We start from the raw sequence: 20409 nt of genomic DNA, 5'->3' as shown, positions 1-20409 counted from the left end.
ATGTTTTATTCAGGCGGTTTGTGCCCGAAACATTTAATAACACTTTTCAATTTTTAATATTTTTCAATATAGGGATATTATTTTCTCAAAGCCGGAGGTTTATTTTAATAATAGGACAGTGGAGTTTTTTGTTGGCAGGGATAATTGCTTTTGCGGCAACGGAATACTTTTATTTATCCGGAATTTCTCCTTTCAACTCAACAATCTTGTCGAAGTTTTTAGTGGGTGTTGCAGGATCGGTGTTGGTAGTTCAGCTTTCAAGGCTTGCATTAGCAGCAAATTTTCTTTCGATACTTAGTTATATCGGAAAACGGTCACTGCCTATTTACCTTGCCCATATGCTTGTTGCAAGTGGAACGCGCATTTTTTTATTAAAAATTTTAAAAGTAGATAATTTGGCTATTAATTGTGTAGCAGGTACATTAGCGGGCATATTTATACCTCTGTTTTTGTATAAGATAATAGTGAAGAACGAGTATACCGCCTGGTTATTTATGTTCCCAAAAAAAATCGACAAAAAGCGCGGGTCAATAAGGCAAACTATTATAAAAACCGCCTGAATCTATGGGTTTGGTGTTTTTGTAATTACCGGTACCATCAAAGGCGGTAAGTCCTAACCGTAGGAGGGAATGTAAATTTAGCACACTATTATACAATATTTCACATAAAGCACCCAATCAATCAAGCCCGGTTATTAATGGATAAAACTTTGCAATATTTGCTTAAATACTTATTTAACAAGTATTGCGCAATAAGACAAATGCTTCCTTATTCAATTATAGCACATGAAGAACTTAATGATAAATGGGCCGGCCTATATGTTGGATGCCAATGCTGATGCAGCTTTTGTAAAGAGATGTGTTAATTTTTTGATGCTTTTTTTTCCGATTACAACCTTCGTGCTTGTACCCTCAATACCTGGTACTACTATTATAACAGTTTTTGCGGGTTTGCTATTTCCGTTTATTCCGCTGTTGCCATCAATAGCAAGTAAAAGGCGTTTTTTTCGGGAATTCGCCTGTTTTTTTTGCGTAATGCTAATATTCGCCTTTTCATCACAATTGATCAACTTGCTTATAAATTTAAAATTAACTAACGACCTGTTGCTGATCAACAAAAACAATTTTACTAAAACTTTCTTTCGTACCTCGTTAATTACCCAATCGCTGTCATTGATAGTCGGGTTTGTTATTTATTTGTACGTCAAGAACTTTTCTAATGATAAGATAATCAATTTTATATACTTCGGATTAAGATTGTTGTGTTTTTATGCGTTATATGAATTTGTGCTTTATGCGGCAACAGGTATAAATGGTGATTTTATGGTTAATCGAACTTTTGGAGACGATGCCTCATCAGGTTCCCTGTTTCAAACAGTTAGCCTTGGCGGCATAGGGCTGATGAGGTTAAAAGGCTATACCGGTGAGCCCTCTATGTTTGTTTATACCGTTTTTCCTTTTTGGGTGTTAGCTTTTGGCTTAAAAAGGAATTACGATATCTGGCTCCTATTTACTTGCTTATTATTTACCTTTTCAACAACCGCATATGCATCAATGCTATTGTTTTTGGGTTTTTGGGTATTGTATAAAAGAAATTTTCAAATATTCTTCTATGCATGTGGTCTTATGGTTATCATATGCGCGGTACTGCAAATGGACAAATTTCAGCACCTTTTGGATAGTGTATATGATTTTACATTTGGAAACAAATTGGGCGGTCAAAGTTCGTCTTCTGAATCAAGAGGTAAGGATTTTGTTAATCATATTTCGTTTTGGGCTAACCTCAACGGTTGGAGTCAGGCTTTAGGTATCGGCTTTGGCTATGTTCGCTCCGGAGACTATTTTTCAACCTTAATGCTTAATAATGGCATTATAGGATTTTTAGTATTTAGCTGGTTTGTTCTAAGGAATATGTTTCTGTCAATTCCAATTAAGTTGGTTTCAATTGGATATAAATTAGGTTTGGTGATGGTTTTCCTGATCTTAATGACCACGGTACCTGAATTTGCCTACCCATCCTTTTGGATATATTTAGCGTTGGGCTTTGTGTTGGAGCGCCTGGATGTACCGCGTAAAACAAGCGATAAACAAACAACCGTGCACCCATCAAAAAGCGCAACACTTGTAATAGCTGACAATGAAAAAGTGGCTGTTTCTACCGTATGAGATCAGCCACTTTTTCGGTTCTTTTATTTTGGCCTAGCCTTCAAAATGTTTGAAAGCGGATGATGGCCACCTTAGTAAATGGTTAAGTTGGTTGCTACCTGTTTCTTTGCCCAGCTGGTATAAGGAGTGGTCCATTTCAAAAATCCGTAGCTGCCTTCCTGCGCGCTTTTTAAAGGCTCATCAAATAATTCGTAAAACATCAATACTTTAACCTGGGGGTTGGCTTTACATTTGGCTACAAAGTTGGCTACGAAAGTATTTTGATTTTGCTCTTTTTCGCTTTGTGTCTGGGTGCTGCTGTACCTGATGTTAGATTCTGTGATCCAGATTGGTTTTTTAGGGAATAAACTTCCAAGCTTCACTGTAATGTCGTTTATCTTGTAGTTAGGAGCAAGCCTTTCCATTTCTGAGTACCAATGGTAAGCTACCACGTTAAATTTTACGCCATAGGTGTCGCACATTCTTAAAAACGCGTATTGTAACCAACCAGCAGAAATCATGGTTTTTGCATTAGGGTCTTGAGATTTTAAACCCTCATCCATACCTTTTAGATATGCTGCCGTTCTGTTAAATTTCGTCCTGTCAAAATCGTACTGACTCCAGCCTACTTTTCCTGGAAGCAACAAATCTAAGGTAAGGTCGTTTCCGAGATCATAGTACTCAAAGTTTTGCGCATACTTGGCACCAAAATTAGTCCCCAGTTTTTTGCCAGCCTCGTAATTGTAGCTTTGGCTTTTGGTTAGATCCATGGTTCTGGTGTAAAGCATTGGTAAAATGTTTACTTTACCGGCTGCGGCGGCATCTAACAAAGGGCTTAACAGGTGTGGTACGGTAATCGTACCGTCAGATTGTGCCATGCAATCTATCCTGTACCAGTTCATACCCATCCCCTTTAAAAGGGAAATTTGTTTGGTAGCGGGAGTTTGGATGTAAGGCTGATCGCCAAGCGGGTGGCCGTTGATGCCTAATTGGAGTGTTGAGCCGGCAACGGTAATTTTTGATGAAACCGTGGTAGTTGCCGTGCTTGCGAAAACCGTTGATTGATTTTCAGGGATTGTAGCCATGTGGGCGGGTTGTACGTCATCTTTAATTGAACAAGATGCCAGACAACATCCGGCCGTGACGCCAAGTGCCCATAGTTTTGTACGATCGAACTTTAACATGATATGGGATTTAATTAATAGTTAGGGGTCAAACGGTGATTTTGTTATAGATGTTGCATTGATTTTGGTAATTATTTGAAAAAAATGAATTAATTGGAACCTTAATGATAATTGTTTGCTTTTTTATTAGTTGTTATTGCCTGTTTTTGAGTTAGTTATATTGTTGCATAGTGTAATGGAATTGTTGCAAAAAAAAAATAAAAAATTCATATTTTTTTTGCATTAAATGATGATGTTAACTAGTGGGCAATAGTTTTTCAGGGAATTTATCCCCAAAAACTTAATTATTGTCAGCATTGACGCCGGCATGTCTTTCAAACATAATGCATTTCAAGTCAGGCTGCGAGCTTAGCCTATGACCGGTATCGGCTTGGATGCGCCCGTATAGTGTTATAACTACACAAAGATAGGCCGAACCCCTAAAAACATAATGTGGCTTTTTGACCAAAAAAAACACATTTTTTGGTCAAGAATAATGAAATTGTGAAATTTTCTGTGTATTTGAAAGGTTTTGCTCCTTTTTTCAAAATGGTGTTAAACGTTAAATGACGCTTTGGTTTTTTAAAAAACACATGATGTCCACAATATATCTTGTGTGTGGATTAGGCCATAGAAAAATGGCGCTTCGAATTTAGGTTATTTCTCATTGATACACAAATTGTTATACGTTTGTGACCTACATGCAATCGCCTGTTAAATACTTTGTAATATTGCCGCATGTAAACCTACAATTCGGCTATAGGTAAGAAAAAAAATAATGTTATTGCGTTTGGTTGCGTTTTGCTGGTTGTAGAACAGGCCGTGTTAAGACCGTAACTCCCCCTGATATTAATGCGTCACTGGCTGTAAAGAAACCCTGTGTACCGGAAATTAAGGTGGGAGTCATAGCCGGAAATTTATTTCAGTAGGCAGGTGCCCTTTTAATTAAACAGGTCGGACCTGACGCTAAATTTTGGAACCATTTGCCACATGAATAGGTATTGATGGAAGCATATACACAGCCGACTTTTTGGACGTCTAATAAGAATAGAGATATCAGTACCAACAACGTACCAACCACGGCGGTACCTAATGCCTTTCCACCGTTACGAGAAAATAGTGAATTGGGGGTGATGGCATCTTTTATATTGTATCGGCAGGGCAGGCGGTCGGGATTTATAACGGAAATCGAATTGATTTAACAAAAGTATTGGCAATGCCAATTCGGATTTGGATATTAAATGGATGACAATTAATTGAATATAAATGAGGTATTTAACCATTTGCTTGACGTTTTGCATATTGCTTTGCGTTATCGTTTCCTGTAAAAAGAATTCGGAGTATGCTCCGGGCAATTTAGCATTAACTAACACCGCCGAGGCCGTTTTTACGTCAAAAACCAGTAATACACTTGCTGTTACGACAATTGCCGGCACATTTAATACAGAAGGATATCGGGACGGTGTGGGGAAGAACGCGTTATTTATGTCGACGGTTGGGATTGAACTGGCAAATGATGGAAGCCTTTTGGTGGCTGATACAAGAAACAATAAAATCAGGAAGATCACGCAAGAAGGGGATGTATCTACCTTGGGTGTGCCGCACGCTAGAGACGGATCAAGATTAATTAATCCCTATTTTGTTAAACAGGCAAATGATGGAACAATTACAATTTTTGCCAAGCAAGTTGATTTGGATTTAAAATATAAATTTTGGGTATGGAAACCAGGAGGCTTGACTATAGCTGTTAAGGCAAATAAAAATGCTGATTACGGTGGCTGGTCAAGTGACCCGTTTAATGACTATTACTGGACTTGCGGTTTGGAGTATACCGCGGCCGGGTTTAAAGGATTTATTGAACAGTTTCTGCCTGGCGGAAGGCAGGGTGTAAATCCATATTATTTAGCTGAATCTTCGCTGCTCCCCGCCGATCAAAAATTTCCGGTTGTTTCTAAAATCTTTTCTGCCTATAATGGTGTAAAATATTTGGTGGTTAATAACACGCATATTTACAAATATACTTCATCCGGCGAATTGACCCGACTTGCCACGCCCGTTGCTTTTGGTATAATAGACGATATTATAGCAAATAAAGATAGCAGAACCATATACCTTACATCTGGAGGCCGAATTTATGGCCTTTTTAACGGTGAGGTACATTACCTGGTGGGGCCACATATGCCGGAAGATGGGCATGACGGCATTGGTAATGGTGCAGACGTGCACGCGTTTAACCTGGCGCTATCCAAAGATGAAAATACGCTTTATTTTACTGATAATAGAACTGTTCGTAAATTGATCCTCAGAGCAAACCGATGATGTCAATAAAAAGAGTGGGTGAGTGGATGTTCGTTGATTCGCAGGGTGCAGTAGATGAGTAAGTTGGCTATTAGTTGTTTAGTTGGCAAAGATGATTCAGCCGGTCTGTATTATACTGCAAGCTACGTGAATTGTGATACCATTGATTGAACGATGTAACCTGCCATATCTAAAGTTAACCTATCCACCTTTGCCGGACATCCTTCCATGCAGCTAACCAAAGCAATTGGATTCAATCCATTTTACAATTTAGAGTTTCGTTATATCTCTCCAGCAAGCGAATATATTTTTCCATCCAGTAATGTACCGCCTCCTGTTCTTTATCAGTGTAAAAAGCTTTAGTTCCCTGGATTTTCAAGCCTGATAGGCTTTTCTCATTGATCTCAGAAGGAAATTCTTTTAAAAAGTTGTGATTTTTAGCAAGGCCGGCCTTCATCATATTGCTCGTTTCAAGGTCTTCTTTTTCAAACCAGTTATACAATGTCCCCCGGCTGACGCCGACTTTTCGCGAGACTTCGCTCAAACCCATTGATTGACGACGTATAGTAAGTTCTACAATTTTACCGCGGTGGGGATTCCGCTCTTTCCTTGTTTCAGCCTGCTTTGTTAATCTGCCAGGCGTGCTAATCATTAGACTGACCACTTTTGCCATATCACTACTTGTTTTTAAAATAACTGAAACTACCGGTTAATAAAGATGCTAATTCAGTAGCCATTTCGTTCTGTTACTTCCTTACACAGAATGGAGCTTTAAATAATTATTTGTTAATATTTTGACTGCTAATTTAAATGTCATCAAAGATGATGCTTGCTGGATAGTATGATTGTATACCGAAATGTATATCAGTTGGGAAGTTTTTGCGAGCCACAATGCATTCAATATACCGCAATTAACACCTCAGTCTTGGCTTAACGTTAGATTTAATGACTGCGTACTGTTAATCCGTTGTTTCAATAACAAGTAAATGTGGGTTTTGTACAAAGAATAGTCCGTTTAATTTAAACATTGGGGTACTCTTTAAGCTAAATTTCACTTACCAAATATAACTGCTTTATAGTGGGGACTCAAGATTGACTGCCATGCTACTTTCTGTCCGGATTTGTTATATCCCTTAAGCAATAACAAAAGATTTATGCTGTATGTAGTAATCAACGTTCTGGCTTGCGCTGTTATCCGTTAAGTCTCAAACATTTGTACGTTAGCGCCAATTATCATCCGCATGATGATAAAGGCCAGGAGCATCCGGCCGGTAAGCAAATTTATTCACTTGGAGTATACAAGTGGGATGGTTTTATTCTTGGCGGTAGTGCTTGCTATCATCTGGGTTAATTCCCCTTTTGCGGATGCTTACCATCACAAGCTCAAGTTTCACGCTTAACCTTCATGATCTTCCTTAAAGTCCGGTAGCACCGAAAATAGCCAGCTGCTAATCGCCTGGTGAAGGGTCAGTATCTTTTCCGCGTACGTCCACCTGCTCCTAAATGTTCGGGGGGGGGGATAAAATGACCTTCAGCTAATGCACGCTCGATGCCGAACCGTTTTCATGAAATTATTTGTTTTGTATCTGTAGCAGCTGCAATAATCAACTGAGCTACCTCTTTAGCGTGCGAAATGTAAACGGAATGGCCGGCTCCTTCTATTTCCACAACATGACTTTTTGCACGTTTTGCGTACATCCGTTCAAGATCCGGGTTGATGATACGGTCTGACTTAGCTACCATATACCAGCTTGGCTTCATTTTTCCGGCAGGATTGCGGATGATCGCATGGAATACGGTATCTGCTGTTGGCGGTTGCGAGTTAGCCATAAAATCCGCTCTTGAAGCTGGCAGGTCCCCTGAAAAGTCAGCTGCGAAAAATTTTGGGTCGATATAATCCCAGCCGTCCTTTCCCTTGATCAGCGACCTGTAAGCGGAAGGATGCATCTTACCGTGATTTGCCTCCGACTCCCCATCATCAGGGGGCATGCGCAGCGATATATACCAAGCCGGCCACTTTGGGGTCATTGCCGGCTACAGTCATAACGGCTCCCCCGTAGCTATGGCCAACCAGGATACAGTGACATTTTGGGTATTATTCAGTTATTTTTTTATTTTGGGGCTGCTGGGATGATGTACGGACTAAAGCATAGCAAGTCATTGTCTTTCTCCGTCGCTGCTGCTACCCCAACAGGTCCTGCCGTTTGCGGGGCTCAGCCCAGCTTTCGAAGAACCAGCCATCCAGCCAGGCGATACTTTCCACTGGCAACAGTTCAAGCGGGCAAGCCGGCACGCTCGAATTCGGAGATCAGCGCGGAAGACGATGATAAAATGTTGCAGGCTGCATGCCGGGAACACCCGGAGCCGGCCGATGAATTCCTGATACTAACTATGCTCTGCACATAGCTGACACATCTGGGTTATGGATCAGGCTGCTTTGCAACGCCGCTACCAGGGATGCAGAATGGGTGATAGCAGACCTCAGCAGAACACCGTTACTTTTCAATATCCTACCGGCTTCCCACAGGTGAGCAATACGGTCTGCTTGTTGCTGCAAATGGTATAAGGACATGCAGGACCATCAGGTCCTGGCTTTTATCCGCTAAAGGCAGATTATATATCGACAGTATATATGGGTACCCAAAAGGCAAATCATCCTCATATGAGCAGCCCCGGAAGTTGTAACCCTTTTTGTTTGTTTTTCGTTATAGGATAAAAACAGCGCATGGAAAAAACAGCGTTGATGTAAATTGTTATTTTCCTGTTAATTAATTCCGGGATTGACAGTATATCTGCGCTTGTCTGCCTGGTATTGTTCGGGGCACTGACGGCAAATTTATACAGCAGGGCCTGCTTACCGGTGTTTACATCAAACAGTTAATTCAGGATTGCGAAACCCGGATGGAATCACTCAATATGTTGCTCAAAAAAAGTTGAAACTTAACTTAAACATGACTATCCTGTTAATGACGGACCTTTGTAGAAATGCGTCACGTATAACAAGTGTCCGCTCAATTTTACTGGCATGCGCAAAATAACCGCAGGTTATCTTACCCTATTTGTATTACTCTTTATTATCCGGCCTGTAAAAGCTCAAAAGCCGATTTTAAATTTTTCTATCTTAACCAGCTCCGATGGTTTATCGCAGAATAGTGTGCAATGCCTGTTGAAAGATAGCTATGGTTTTTTGTGGGTTGGAACACAAAACGGGCTAAATAAATATGATGGATACAGCTTTATGGTTTACAGGCACAAGTTCGGCGACAACCATAGTGTTAATGCCAATGGGATCAATTGCCTGGCAGAGGACCACGAAGGGAATATCTGGATTGGTACACGTCTTGGCGGTCTGAGTAAATATGACCGGAAATTAAATACATTTACAAATTATCGACACAGCTCAAGTGATGCGTCAAGCCTTTCCAACAATAATGTTAATTGCATTCTGGAAGATAAGGATCAGCAAATATGGGTCGGGACAGAGGATGGTCTGAACAGATTAAATGTTGGAACAAGCCGGTTCGACCGTTTTTCCGGTAAACGCGGGCTGTCGAGTAATTGGATCACTTGTCTTTTCCAGGATAAAGACGGTCTTTTATGGGTTGGTACAGACTTTGGCTTGAATTTGTACAATTCCAGGGCCGGTTCTTTTTCATCTTACCGGCATCATCAATACGGTTCTAAAAGTATCAGTGACAATATGGTAGCGCATATCAATACTGATTTTCGTGGCAATTTATGGATAGCAACCTATCATGGTTTAAATCGGTTCAACAAAAAAGACAAATCTTTCGAGAGATACTATCCGTTGGCAGATAGAAATTCAGTAACCGGCAAGAATCCAATATATAGTATCAGGCGAAAAGGTTCTGCGCACGCATTTTGGGTTGCCACCAACACGACCATTCAAATATTCGACCTGGATACAAAGAGGTTTCATTCATTGGGTAAAGAATACGTACTGGGGACTGTTGAACCTGATGATGCACAAAATGATATTATTGAGGATAAAAACGGGATACTTTGGGTAGCCACTTCCTCTCTGGGTATCTATAAGTTCGATAGCCACCTGACTTATTTCCCATCTTATAAATACGCCCGCAACAACGCACCTTCAGCAGCAAATATTATCCGTGGAATCGCTGCCGATAACAAACAGGGACTTTACCTGGCTACAGATTCGGGGGTAGATTATCTGAACAAACTGACCGGATACAGCAGGCATTTTAGCCATCATGCGGAGGATGCAGCCAGCCTATCCAATAACTACACGCTGTCCGTCCTGGTGAACAGGCAAAATACTAAGGTTTGGATAGGGACATATACGTCAGGGCTAAATTGTTTGGATATCAAATCCGGCAAAATAAAGCGCTTTGTGAAGGGGAACAAGTCGTATAACCTGAACAATAATTCTGTTTACGCTTTGCTGGAAGACAGCGAAGGCATGATTTGGGCGGGCACAGCAAGCGGTGGTATAAATGTGTTTGACCCTCGGGCAAGAAAATTCATTAAAATCGTAAATGACGCCCATGATGAACACAGCCTCGGAGATAATGGGGTAGACGCCCTTTACGAGGATAAAGCAGGGAATATTTGGGTCGGCGGTTATTCCAACGGTATCAGTATCTTCAACAGGCAGACCCGGAAATTTACCAGGTATAATATGGGTAATAGCGGATTAAACTGCAATACAATCAATTGTTTTTTTGAAGATGATCAGGGCCGTATGTGGATCGGTACGATGGAGGGTGGGTTAAACTTTTTCGACAGGCATTCGAAATCGTTCAAACATTATACTGAAAGGGACGGGCTCGCCGATAATGATGTCAATTATATCAGCCGGGACCACACAGGTAAAATCTGGCTAAGTACTTTGAAAGGCATTTCTCAGTTTGATCCCGCTAATCAGAAATTCAGGAATTTTAATCGTTACAACGGGTTGAAGAGCGAAGAATTCAATCCGGGTGCGGGCATTAAGGTGCCCACGGGAGAAATTGCTTTTGGCAGCATCAACGGTTTTGTGGTTGTCCGCCCGGAAGATGTGTTTCTAAATTATAATAAGCCCGCGGTCGTATTAACAGGACTTGAAATATTCAATAAGTCCGAAGACTTTGGTGAACGGAATTCACCTTTGAAACAAAGCATATCGACCACCAGCGAGTTGGTATTGCCTTATGCACAGGCGGTGATCACATTCAAATATTCTGCACTGAATTTTACGGTGACGCCGCTGAACCGATACGCTTATAAGCTGGAAGGTTTTGACAAGGAATGGGTGTATGCAGGCGAACAGCGGCAGGCTACCTATACTAACCTTGATCCGGGCACCTATTTTTTCAAAGTCAGGGCAGCAAATAATGATGGTGTATGGAGTACCAGGCCGCTCATGCTCAAGCTTGTCATTGTCCCCCCGTTCTACCTGACATGGTGGTTTCGGCTAATGTTTTTTAGCGCGATTCTTCTCGGTGCATACGGCCTTAACCGTTATCGTCTGCGGGAAGTAAGGCTTCAGAATGACAAGCTGGAATCGCTGGTGAAAATCCGGACGGATGAAGTTCAGGCCCAGTCCCGGGAAATTCAGGCCCAGTCTGAAGAACTGATGTCCATCAATGAAGAACTAAAGGCCCAGTCTGAGGAGTTGCTGGAACAAAAGGCCGAGGAATTGAAATCCCGGCGGAAAGCGGAGGAAGCAAGACTGGAGGCTGAGCGGGCTAACGAGGCGAAGACTGCATTTCTTTCCACGATGAGCCATGAAATACGCACGCCGCTCAATGGTGTGATCGGTATGTCTTCCTTGCTGGCCGAGACAAGGCTTAATGAAGAGCAAAAGGAATATACTGCTATGATCCTGGCAAGTGGAGAAACGTTATTGAACGTCATTAATGATGTTCTCGATTTTTCAAAAATTGAGGCGGGCCAAATGGAAGTTGAGCACCATGTTTTTAATTTAAGAACTTGCGTCGAAGAAGTAATTGATCTGTTTCTTCAGAAAACCATGAATTCGCCGATCGATCTGATATATATGATCGATCGTAGTGTGCCAGAAAGTATCGTTGGGGACAGTTTCCATCTAAAGCAAATCCTGACCAATTTAATAGGAAACGCATTTAAGTTTACGACAGAAGGTGATATCTATATCGGCATAAGTGCTGTCAGCCGAAACGACGGCACGCACTTGCTTAAAGTCGAAGTCAGGGATACCGGCATAGGTATAGCTGAAGAAAAGGTTGATAAATTATTCAAGTCATTTTCGCAGGTCGACTCGTCTACGACCAGAAAATATGGCGGGTCTGGTCTTGGACTGGCCATATGCCAGCGACTCGTCACGTTGATGGGAGGGACTATTAATGTCAAAAGTATCCCAGGGAAAGGAACTGCTTTCTTTTTTGAGGTATCCTATTCGGTGCCTGTTGGGCTGCCCGTAGCATCCCTGCTGAAAAATTTCCAGTTTGACAGGGAACGAAAAGTTTTGATTATCGACGACAACCTAACCCAACTGGAAACATTAGCCAAACAACTGACAGACTGGAAATTGAAGTGTATAATTACCCAATCCCCGATACAGGCATTGCAAATTCTCCGTGAAAGCGAAGCCTTTGATGTGGTGATTACCGATTACAGTATGCAGGAAATGGATGGAGTAATCCTGGCATCGAGGATCAGGGAACTTTATCCGCAGGTCCCTGTGATATTGTTAAACCCTCTAGGTGGTCAGACAGGCAAAATAAACATGGCTATCTTTTCTGGTATAGTCAGCAAGCCCATTAAACAGCGTCAGCTATTTAATACGCTTGAAGGAGTGCTAACAAGGACTGCGACGAACATCCTGTCTGGTGGAACTGATAGAAAGCGATTGAGCGAACCTTTTGCAGTAGATCATCCTTTTGATATCCTGATCGCTGAGGATAATATCATTAATCAAAAATTAATCGTCAGAATCTTATCAAAGCTGGGCTATAGTCCTGATACTGCAGCTGACGGTGTCGAAGTATTAAACATGCTGGAAAAGAAAAAGTATGATTTAATTTTAATGGATATCCAAATGCCTCATATGGATGGCATCGAAGCTGCCGGTGCGATTCGCAGGAATTATGTACAAATGCCTTTTATAGTAGCAATGACCGCGAACGCTTTTGACGAAGACCGGGAACGTTGCCTGAAAGCCGGCATGGACGACTATATAGCAAAACCGTTTAAACTAGAGGTGCTCTTAACTGTGCTGACAAGGTTGTCGCTCAAAAAAAATACTATATATATATAATCCAAGCCAAAATCCCGATATGGCTATCAGAAGAAATAACTTGCAGGCCGTTTGGTTAAGATAACATGCCTGACAATGCCTATCTGCGAATTAGCGTCAAAGAGACTTTTAATTAAAGCGGCTTTTCTACCAAAAAAACAAGCGGGAGAGAACATGAATATAAACCTGTGCGGTCATGCAAAGCGACGGAAGCGTGTTAATGCTGCTTCACGCTAACGTGTTTCACGCGGATATGCCAGCATGTTGACCATACCGTTCGGGCCATCAGACCAATGTGTTGTTGCGTAGTCATTTTCAAATATCTGGTTTAGGAAAGCAGCATGGTCAACATGTAACGGAACGCCCTGAATTCCTATCTGGAACGCATGGATCGCGCCGGATCGACTGGCAAGGGTGTTGGATCAGCTCGATCCGGGGTTTGATAATGTGCTGGAATTTCGCCATCCGGGCTGGTGGCGGGAAGAGGTTTACAGCGCTTTACGACAACGGGGTGTGGCCTTTTGCGGGATAAGCCACCCGGAATTGCTGGACGAAGCGATGGTGACCGGCCGGTGGCCTATTACCGTTTTCACGGCGCGCCCGACCTGTACCGTTCGTTTTACAGTGATGAGGCGCTGGCTGGATTAAAACAAATCAGCAATCAGCATAGTTTTGTTAATATCATTTACAAATTACAATGCCTGAAATAAAATATGCGGTTACTCCGGCGCTTAAAATTGCCTATTTGGAGTTTGGTTCTGCACAGGGCTGGCCGGTCGTCCTGACCCACGGGTTTCCCTACGACGTTCACGCATTTGACGAGGTAGCTGCCATTCTTGTGAACAATGGCGCCAGGGTAATCCTGCCGTATATTCGCGGATTTGGCCAGACAAGCTTTATTTCAGCAGAAATAATTCGCAGCGGTCAGCAGGCTGCAAGAGGCAGCGATCTGATCAGGCTGATTGAGGTACTGGGGTTAACAAAGCCCATCATAGGAGGTTATGACTGGGGCGGCAATGCGTCCTGCGTTGCCGCCGCATTATGGCCGGATCATATCGGTGGCCTTGTTTCCTACGCAGGTTATGACATTATTGATATCGTCGAACAGCAGCATCCCTTTCCCGCGTCCCTGGAACGAATATGCTGGTATCAGCACCTCTTCCAAAGTGAGCGTGGGCGCGAATGTCTGAACCAAGACCGTCACGCTTTATGCCGTATCTTATGGCAGGAATGGTCTCCGGAATGGGCCTTTGATGAGGATATATTCGAGCGGTCTGCTGCTTCGTTCGATAATCCTGATTTTGTGGATGTCGTGCTACATAGTTACAGACACATGCACGGTTCGGAAAAGGGTGATCCGCAATTTGAATCGCTGGAAATAATTCTCGCCGGAAAGCCTTCGATCAGTATTCCTTCAATAACGCTCGACGGCCATTCCGACCCGCTGAAGCCTGGAGGAACCGCAGATCACGCGAAGTATTTTTCAGGACAATACGAGCACCGTTCATTTGCCTGCGGCCATAATTTTCCGCAGGAAGAGCCAACCGGATTTGCCGAAGCCGTGCTCACTGTAAGGGATTGGATAAGCTAGAACGAAATGCAAGCCCTGACCAATTGCATCAGATAACCCGGAAATTTATTGAGTGCAAGGTATTGGCATGAGGCACGACCCTTGCTCATAAGGCGTAATTTTATGACCTGTAAAACGGCCGGCAGGTTAAAGAAAAGCTGTTTAATTCGATTGTGCAGCGTTTACCTGATGGATGAACAGGCATGTTAACGGCAAAAAGCAGCAAGCCGGAATGCCCGGCTTGCTGCACATTAAGGCGTTCGATCTTAACCAAACATAGTTATGTTAGTCACACCACCATCTGAAATGAGTTCGGTGCCAACTACAAATGTGGAATCGTCCGAAGCAAGAAACACTGCGGCATTACCTAAATCTGATGGTTGCCCGATACGTCCTGCAGGAATAAGGTCAGTCCAGATTTTTTTAACGGCATTAACCTGTTCTTCCGGAAAGAACTTGTCGAACACAGGTGTATCAATCGTACCTGGTGACAAGGTATTAACCCGGATCTTCCTGTCCAGCAGATCTAACGAAAATCCTCTCGCGAAGGAAATCACGGCGGCTTTCGATGCACCATAAACTGGCACGCCGGGGAAGGCCCGGTGCCCTGCTATTGAACCGACCAATATGATCGAAGCACCATCGTTCATGTGTGGCAGCGCTTTATGCACTGTGAAATAAACACTCTTTATGTTGAGGTCGATGTAGGCGTTAAAATCAGCCTCACCGGTATCAGCAACTGAACCCATTTTCGTCTTCTGTTTAAAAGCTAAACGGTTACCTTCTCGCTGTATTGAAATCGATCACGAACCGGCAATTTTTAGATTGCTGATAAATAATTTTGCACCGTTTTCAGATTGATTAGGGCCGCTGATATAAAAATACCTGGCTGATCCGGGTTGAAACAGCACAGTATCTGACAACTTGGTGTTATCCAAATATACGGCCATTTGAGTGCCGCTTACTACCAGCTTGACATGCAGTGGACGATTAGCCGTCGCAGAAAGATCAAACTTCGTATTTGCCTCCTTGCTTAGGTCGTAGTTACCAATGTTCACAGCGTCCGCATCATAATAATGCAGTTGCACAAAAGCCCCGCCATTGCTGATGTACTCCCGGGCGGCATTGTCTTTTACAAAACCGAATGATATCGGCGACATATCCTTGATTTGCTCCGCCTGTGCCAGTATATCAAACTCAAAAATAAAGCTCTTGGGAAGGGAAGCAGGCCGGTTAAGCTTATAGGTGATGTTATCCTGAAGTGACAGCCATTTACCTTCCTGGCCGGTGGGCCGGGCAATCGTGGCCGCGCCATTTGTTTTAATACTGCGCGGGGTAGCGCCGATTTGGTACTTAGAGAAATCTTCGCTAAAATCGATATTTTGCGCCGCCGCCCGAAATACTGCAAGGCTGCTAAAAACAATAACCAGTCCCGTGATTAAAAAATATTTTTTCATAGATGAGATACATGAAAGATCAAGTAAAAAATCAATTATAGGGTGCTGAGAATTTACCTTCTGTAACCGTAAGATATTCTTCGCCACCGAGCAGTTTTAGCTTTCCTGAGAAGGTTCCTTTAACACCCCATTTCGTGAAACTGGTTATGGTTAAGGTAAAGCTGCTTCCATCAAGGTCCCCGCCATTATAGATAGTAGTACCCACGATTTTACCATCCTTCATATTCTGGATGTAGTATTTACCGGCAAGTAACAGGTCGCTTGCATCGTTGGCAGTGTAGGTAGTCTCCTTCGCACCTTCCTTCAGGTGCATGTCTATGCCAAATCCGGTAACCATGTCCTGCTTTTCCCATCCGCCAATTACTACAAAATGTACGGTGTCCGTAGCAGGTTTATCATTGGCATTCACACTGTAATTAAACTCGTGCAACTTGCCGTTGATCTTACAGGTAAGATATTTTTCGCCGTCTCCCGCTACTGCACCACCGTTCTTTTTGCAGGCAGACAGACCCATTATGACCAGCGCCATGAGGCAGGAAAGTTGAGCCTTCCTTATTGTATTTTTCATATGGTGTTAATTTGATTTAAATAAGCTGTTCGATGAAGATGATCAGGTTCAGCAAACAGCAAGTCCGGTATAATCCCTGGTCCGGTGATGGTTATTTCAGTTTAATGGATATCTCACCGTCATCCATGCCCTCAATATTTTTTTCCGCAAACGCTTCCGGAGAAGCTTTTTGGAGGGTTTTAAGAATGTCTGATGTAGAACCTGAATGCTGAAGCGTAATCGAAGACCCCGATGCGCCGTATTTCATCTTGGTGCTTTCAATCCCTTTCGCTGCCTGCAGTTTATCATTAATGTTCCGTAAGGTTGCAAAGTCAACGCCGCTAATTTTCACTGTAGTTTTTGTTTCTGATGAAGAGCCGTTCTTCTTTTTTCCAAAAAAACCCAGGATTTTGTCGCCGGTACTTTTTGTTTTGTCTGCGGTATGACCCGCACGGCCGGCTTTGTCGTTTGCCCTGTCGATTTTATCCAAAACTGCTTGTGCCCTGGTTGTTGTGAAGCTGAATAACAGCAGCGCCGAACAAATGATCATGATCTTTTTCATCGTTGTTTATTTTAGTGTAGATGTTAGCTATTAAACCATTGTATGGTATTCACCTTTTTAATAGGTATAATCGTGGGTAAAATCTGTGCTTTGGGTAACCGTAAAATCTTTTTCATCGTTTTTAACCTCACCGTTTATTTCTGCTTTGTAACTAATTTTGTAAGGCGAGTTTTCCACGTTTAAACACTGCACTCCTACACTGATCGCACTTAATGGCTTAATAGATTCAATGACATAAGTTTTAGTAGTTCCGCTAAAGTTATTTTTACCGAGGCTAACTGAATTCTCGCTGTTTTGTACCACACCGTTTACTTTCCAAACAGTACCTTCTTTCGGGTCGTTGGTTAAACCTACCATTACAAAGGAGATATAAGCGGATGACGGTGCGCCGGTCACGGTAACCGTAAACTTGGCATTACGCCCGTCTGAGGGTGTAGGATCGCCGCTGCTTTTTTTGCTGCATGATGAGAAACCTGCAAACAAAACGGCACAAATAGTAAAGGCAATTAAATTTTTAAAAATGGCTTTTTTCATAGTTATTTGATTAAGATAATAGATAGACCGCAAAGCTATTCGTTGGCCTTAGTACTTAAAATCCCCTAATTGGTGGTTTTTTTTCTCCTGATTTTTAGGTATTTTATCAACAGCGGCCGTAACTTTTAGCAGGTTCTGAATTTTTAGCTGCATATTTAAAACCGGCAGGCCATATCTGTTGACCTGCCGGTGATTGAAATGAAGAAGATTTATCTGATCCCAGTCTGCCTGCTGATAACCGTCTACGCTTTAGCACAGCAACAGATCCCTCTAAATGAAAGACAGCACGTCGACAGTTTGGAAAAAGTCCTGCGGTCAAATGGACCGGATAGTGCAAAGGCCAATGCTAATTTCCAATTGGTGGAATACTGGAAATTCAGGGATACCGTGAAAAGTAAAACGTATTTAATGCGCGGCAAACAACTTGCAGCGAAATATCCCTATTTTAAAGCATTGGCGCATTTTTATGAAGGGCAGTATTATTTTAACTGGAACGCGGCTAAAGCTGCTGCTGCCTTTAAAAAAGCGGAAGAGGCCTTTTCGGCGTTTAACACCCCGAAAGCACACGGCAGGCGTGCAGCTGCATGGTTCAATTACGCTATAATGAACAGGGAAACTAAAGGATACGAGTTTATTACCCGCATTATACTTGAAAAAGTTCTGCCGGAAGCGGAAAAAGCTGGTGAAAAAGTAATGCTGGCGCATTTCTACACGCAGCTCTCTACCGTATTGATGAACAATTACCAGTTCGCCAAGGCGGCGACCTATAATCAAAAGGCAATTGAGCTGTTGCAGACCGAAAGCCCGCGCTCAACCAATCTTTTGTTTGCTTATCTGAGTGGTGTAAGTATCTATTGCTATGACGGCAAACCAGCAAAGGCAAAGGCTTTGTTAGCAAAAGCTAAAGCGATAATAAGTGCCTATCCCGAATCCGTAAACTATCCGCTGTATTATTATAACGAAGCTTTATACTATTTTACTGTTAAATCTTTTGAACAGTCGCTGGTGAGCGCTGATAAGGGAATTGTTCTTGCAAAAAAATACAATCAGAAACAATTGCATCAGCAGTTCCTGTTCAGAAAATATGAAGTCTACGGACAGCAGAAAGCGTATGCCAAAGCCAGACAAATTTTACTGGATATTGCGAAGGATGGCACGCTTATGGCAACCGCTAATGATAAGGCGACGATTTACGCAGAATTGTCAAAAACCAGCAAAAACCTGAATGACTACAAAGCCGCTTACTTCTGGATGAATAAGTATCAGGTATTAACAGATAGTATCCACAAGGACCAGACCGCGCTAAAGATCAATGAACTGGAGACCAAATACCGCACTGCGGAAAACCATCAGAAAATTGCTGCTTTACAGGCGCAAAACAAACAAGCAGCATTGAAAGCCAGGAATGAGCATTTATACAACTGGCTGCTGGCCATCGGTTGTTTATCGCTGCTCATTACGCTTGGACTGGTGATCCTGAATGCGAAAAACAACCGGAAACTTGCGGCTCAAAAAGAGATCAACTACCAGCAGCAACTCCATGAACTGGAGCAAAAGCAACAGCTTAAAGTAACCAAGGCCATGCTGGATGGCGAAGAGCATGAACGGGAACGCGTTGCCCGCGACCTTCATGACGGACTGGGCGGAATGCTGGCGGGTGTAAAAATAGGTTTATCGGGTTGGTCAAACAATAACTCGGACCTATCCGAGGACAAAGACCTGAACCACATTATTGGCCAACTGGACTCTTCGGTTTCGGAGCTGAGGCGTATCGCCCGTAATTTGTTACCGGAAACGCTTCTGAAGTTTGGGCTGGAAGTGGCATTGAAAGACTTGTGTGAGTTTTATATGCGCGATGAGTTACACATTGATTTTCAGACTTTTCATATCCAAAAAAATATCGCTTTGAGTATTCAGCTGAATATTTATCGCATCATTCAGGAACTGATCTCCAATGCTGTTAAACATGCCGGGGCATCAAATATCATGTTGCAGTGCAGCCAGAATGATGGCGTTTTTTTTGTCACCTTTGAAGATGATGGCTGCGGATTCGATACGGCTATGCTGGAAAATAAGAAGGGTATGGGTTTAGATAACCTTAAAAACCGGATCACTTTCTTAAATGGCAGGTTTGAGCTAAAATCTGTGATTGGCGAGGGAACTACCATTAATATAGAGCTTAATACAAACGTCGATGGCTAAACTACTGACCGCTATAGTTGATGATCATCCTATTGTGATCGAAGGATTAAAGGTTCTGCTTCAGCATGAGGAAAACCTGCAACTTGTTGGCGGTTTCTGCAGCGGCTCGGCTATTCTGTCTTACCTAAACATCAACCGGGTTGACCTTATTCTACTTGATATTACGTTGCCCGATATCAATGGCATTGAGCTGTGTCAACGAATAAAAGAAGTATCTGTAGCAACTGTCGTCCTCATCTTGAGCAATCATACCGAAAGGAGTATTATAATGCAAACGATTCAAAACGGAGCAAGCGGCTATCTGCTTAAAAATAGTTCCATTGATGAATTGCGGCATTGCATCTCAGAAGGGCTTAAGGGTAATATCTGCTACACTAAAGAGGTCATGGAAATTATCAGCAGGCCTTCTAAAAATCAAATACAGGGCATGCCCCGTCTTACACGCCGGGAAAAGGAGATACTGGCCTTAATCGCAGCAGGTAAGACCAGTCAGGTGATCGGCCAGGAATTATTTCTGAGCCCGCTGACCATAGATACGCACCGTAAAAACCTGATCCAGAAATTTGGTGTGAAAAATGTTGCTGAACTGATCATGGCTGCTACACAACAGCAAATACTGTAGATTACCCGGCTACTGATATCATACCCGGTTCTTTTATGACAGGAAAAACAATCAAATCGCGCGCAGCCGG

Annotated in this window: 17 protein-coding genes; 9 read left to right on the top strand and 8 right to left on the bottom strand. The window is 42.6% G+C overall.

Going from position 1 to position 20409, the window contains the following annotated elements; translation table 11 throughout:
* Positions 1-20 precede the first annotated feature (20 nt).
* The gene (locus ABID99_RS17705) at positions 21-560 is read left to right on the top strand and encodes a hypothetical protein (RefSeq protein ID WP_373614598.1); all 540 of its coding nucleotides are present in this window, start codon (positions 21-23) and stop codon (positions 558-560) included.
* Between the two features lie 873 nt (positions 561-1433).
* The gene (locus tag ABID99_RS17700; RefSeq protein ID WP_373614597.1) at positions 1434-2165 is read left to right on the top strand and encodes a hypothetical protein; all 732 of its coding nucleotides are present in this window, start codon (positions 1434-1436) and stop codon (positions 2163-2165) included.
* A 71-nt stretch (positions 2166-2236) separates the two neighbouring features.
* On the opposite strand, the gene ABID99_RS17695 is transcribed toward ABID99_RS17700, so the two are convergent.
* Positions 2237-3328 (bottom strand): glycosyl hydrolase, encoded by a 1092-nt coding sequence (locus ABID99_RS17695; protein WP_373614596.1) that lies wholly within the window; start codon positions 3326-3328, stop codon positions 2237-2239.
* A gap of 1245 nt (positions 3329-4573) precedes the next feature.
* Between ABID99_RS17695 and ABID99_RS17690 the strand changes: the two genes are divergently transcribed.
* Entirely contained in the window at positions 4574-5626 is a 1053-nt protein-coding gene (locus tag ABID99_RS17690; RefSeq protein WP_373614595.1) for a hypothetical protein, read from the top strand.
* 232 nt (positions 5627-5858) lie between these two features.
* Here the strand turns inward: ABID99_RS17690 and ABID99_RS17685 are convergent, their stop codons facing one another.
* On the bottom strand, positions 5859-6278 hold the full coding sequence (locus ABID99_RS17685; protein ID WP_373614594.1) for a hypothetical protein: 420 nt from the start codon (positions 6276-6278) through the stop codon (positions 5859-5861).
* Between the two features lie 568 nt (positions 6279-6846).
* Between ABID99_RS17685 and ABID99_RS17680 the strand changes: the two genes are divergently transcribed.
* Positions 6847-7005 (top strand): Na+/H+ antiporter NhaA, encoded by a 159-nt coding sequence (locus ABID99_RS17680; protein WP_176628483.1) that lies wholly within the window; start codon positions 6847-6849, stop codon positions 7003-7005.
* A gap of 163 nt (positions 7006-7168) precedes the next feature.
* On the opposite strand, the gene ABID99_RS17675 is transcribed toward ABID99_RS17680, so the two are convergent.
* Positions 7169-7633: an alpha/beta hydrolase gene (locus ABID99_RS17675; RefSeq protein ID WP_373614593.1), complete on the bottom strand. Its 465-nt coding sequence runs from the start codon at positions 7631-7633 to the stop codon at positions 7169-7171.
* 997 nt (positions 7634-8630) lie between these two features.
* Here ABID99_RS17675 and ABID99_RS17670 point away from each other — a divergent pair.
* From ABID99_RS17670 to ABID99_RS17660, 3 genes are all read left to right on the top strand, one after another.
* Positions 8631-12866 carry a two-component regulator propeller domain-containing protein gene (locus ABID99_RS17670; RefSeq protein WP_373614592.1) on the top strand — a complete coding sequence of 1412 codons (4236 nt, stop codon included), beginning with the start codon at positions 8631-8633 and terminating at the stop codon, positions 12864-12866.
* Between the two features lie 348 nt (positions 12867-13214).
* Positions 13215-13493, top strand: a complete 279-nt coding sequence (locus ABID99_RS17665; RefSeq protein WP_373615914.1) for a DUF72 domain-containing protein — start codon at positions 13215-13217, stop codon at positions 13491-13493.
* Between the two features lie 49 nt (positions 13494-13542).
* On the top strand, positions 13543-14436 hold the full coding sequence (locus tag ABID99_RS17660; RefSeq protein WP_373614591.1) for an alpha/beta hydrolase: 894 nt from the start codon (positions 13543-13545) through the stop codon (positions 14434-14436).
* Between the two features lie 245 nt (positions 14437-14681).
* Here ABID99_RS17660 and ABID99_RS17655 read toward each other — a convergent pair whose 3' ends face one another.
* The 5 genes from ABID99_RS17655 to ABID99_RS17635 all read right to left on the bottom strand — a co-directional run bounded on the left by ABID99_RS17655 (position 14682) and on the right by ABID99_RS17635 (position 17515).
* The gene (locus ABID99_RS17655; protein ID WP_373615913.1) at positions 14682-15209 is read right to left on the bottom strand and encodes an SDR family oxidoreductase; all 528 of its coding nucleotides are present in this window, start codon (positions 15207-15209) and stop codon (positions 14682-14684) included.
* A 9-nt stretch (positions 15210-15218) separates the two neighbouring features.
* Positions 15219-15872 (bottom strand): hypothetical protein, encoded by a 654-nt coding sequence (locus tag ABID99_RS17650; RefSeq protein ID WP_373614590.1) that lies wholly within the window; start codon positions 15870-15872, stop codon positions 15219-15221.
* Positions 15873-15903: 31 nt separating this feature from the next.
* Positions 15904-16440 carry a hypothetical protein gene (locus ABID99_RS17645; protein WP_373614589.1) on the bottom strand — a complete coding sequence of 179 codons (537 nt, stop codon included), beginning with the start codon at positions 16438-16440 and terminating at the stop codon, positions 15904-15906.
* A gap of 91 nt (positions 16441-16531) precedes the next feature.
* The gene (locus ABID99_RS17640; protein ID WP_373614588.1) at positions 16532-16981 is read right to left on the bottom strand and encodes a hypothetical protein; all 450 of its coding nucleotides are present in this window, start codon (positions 16979-16981) and stop codon (positions 16532-16534) included.
* A gap of 57 nt (positions 16982-17038) precedes the next feature.
* A complete protein-coding gene (locus tag ABID99_RS17635) occupies positions 17039-17515 on the bottom strand; it encodes a hypothetical protein (RefSeq protein ID WP_373614587.1) in 477 nt (158 codons plus the stop codon).
* 198 nt (positions 17516-17713) lie between these two features.
* Between ABID99_RS17635 and ABID99_RS17630 the strand changes: the two genes are divergently transcribed.
* Entirely contained in the window at positions 17714-19717 is a 2004-nt protein-coding gene (locus ABID99_RS17630) for a sensor histidine kinase (protein WP_373614586.1), read from the top strand.
* The gene (locus tag ABID99_RS17625) at positions 19710-20339 is read left to right on the top strand and encodes a response regulator transcription factor (RefSeq protein ID WP_176628148.1); all 630 of its coding nucleotides are present in this window, start codon (positions 19710-19712) and stop codon (positions 20337-20339) included. Before ABID99_RS17630 ends, ABID99_RS17625 begins: the two co-directional genes overlap by 8 nt.
* Positions 20340-20409: the final 70 nt, after the last annotated feature.

The organism is Mucilaginibacter sp. OAE612, from assembly GCF_041806395.1.
In the GTDB taxonomy this organism is placed as follows: domain Bacteria; phylum Bacteroidota; class Bacteroidia; order Sphingobacteriales; family Sphingobacteriaceae; genus Mucilaginibacter; species Mucilaginibacter rubeus.
The sequence above is the reverse complement of the archived record's forward strand: the minus strand, read 5'-3'. Positions and strand labels throughout refer to the sequence as shown.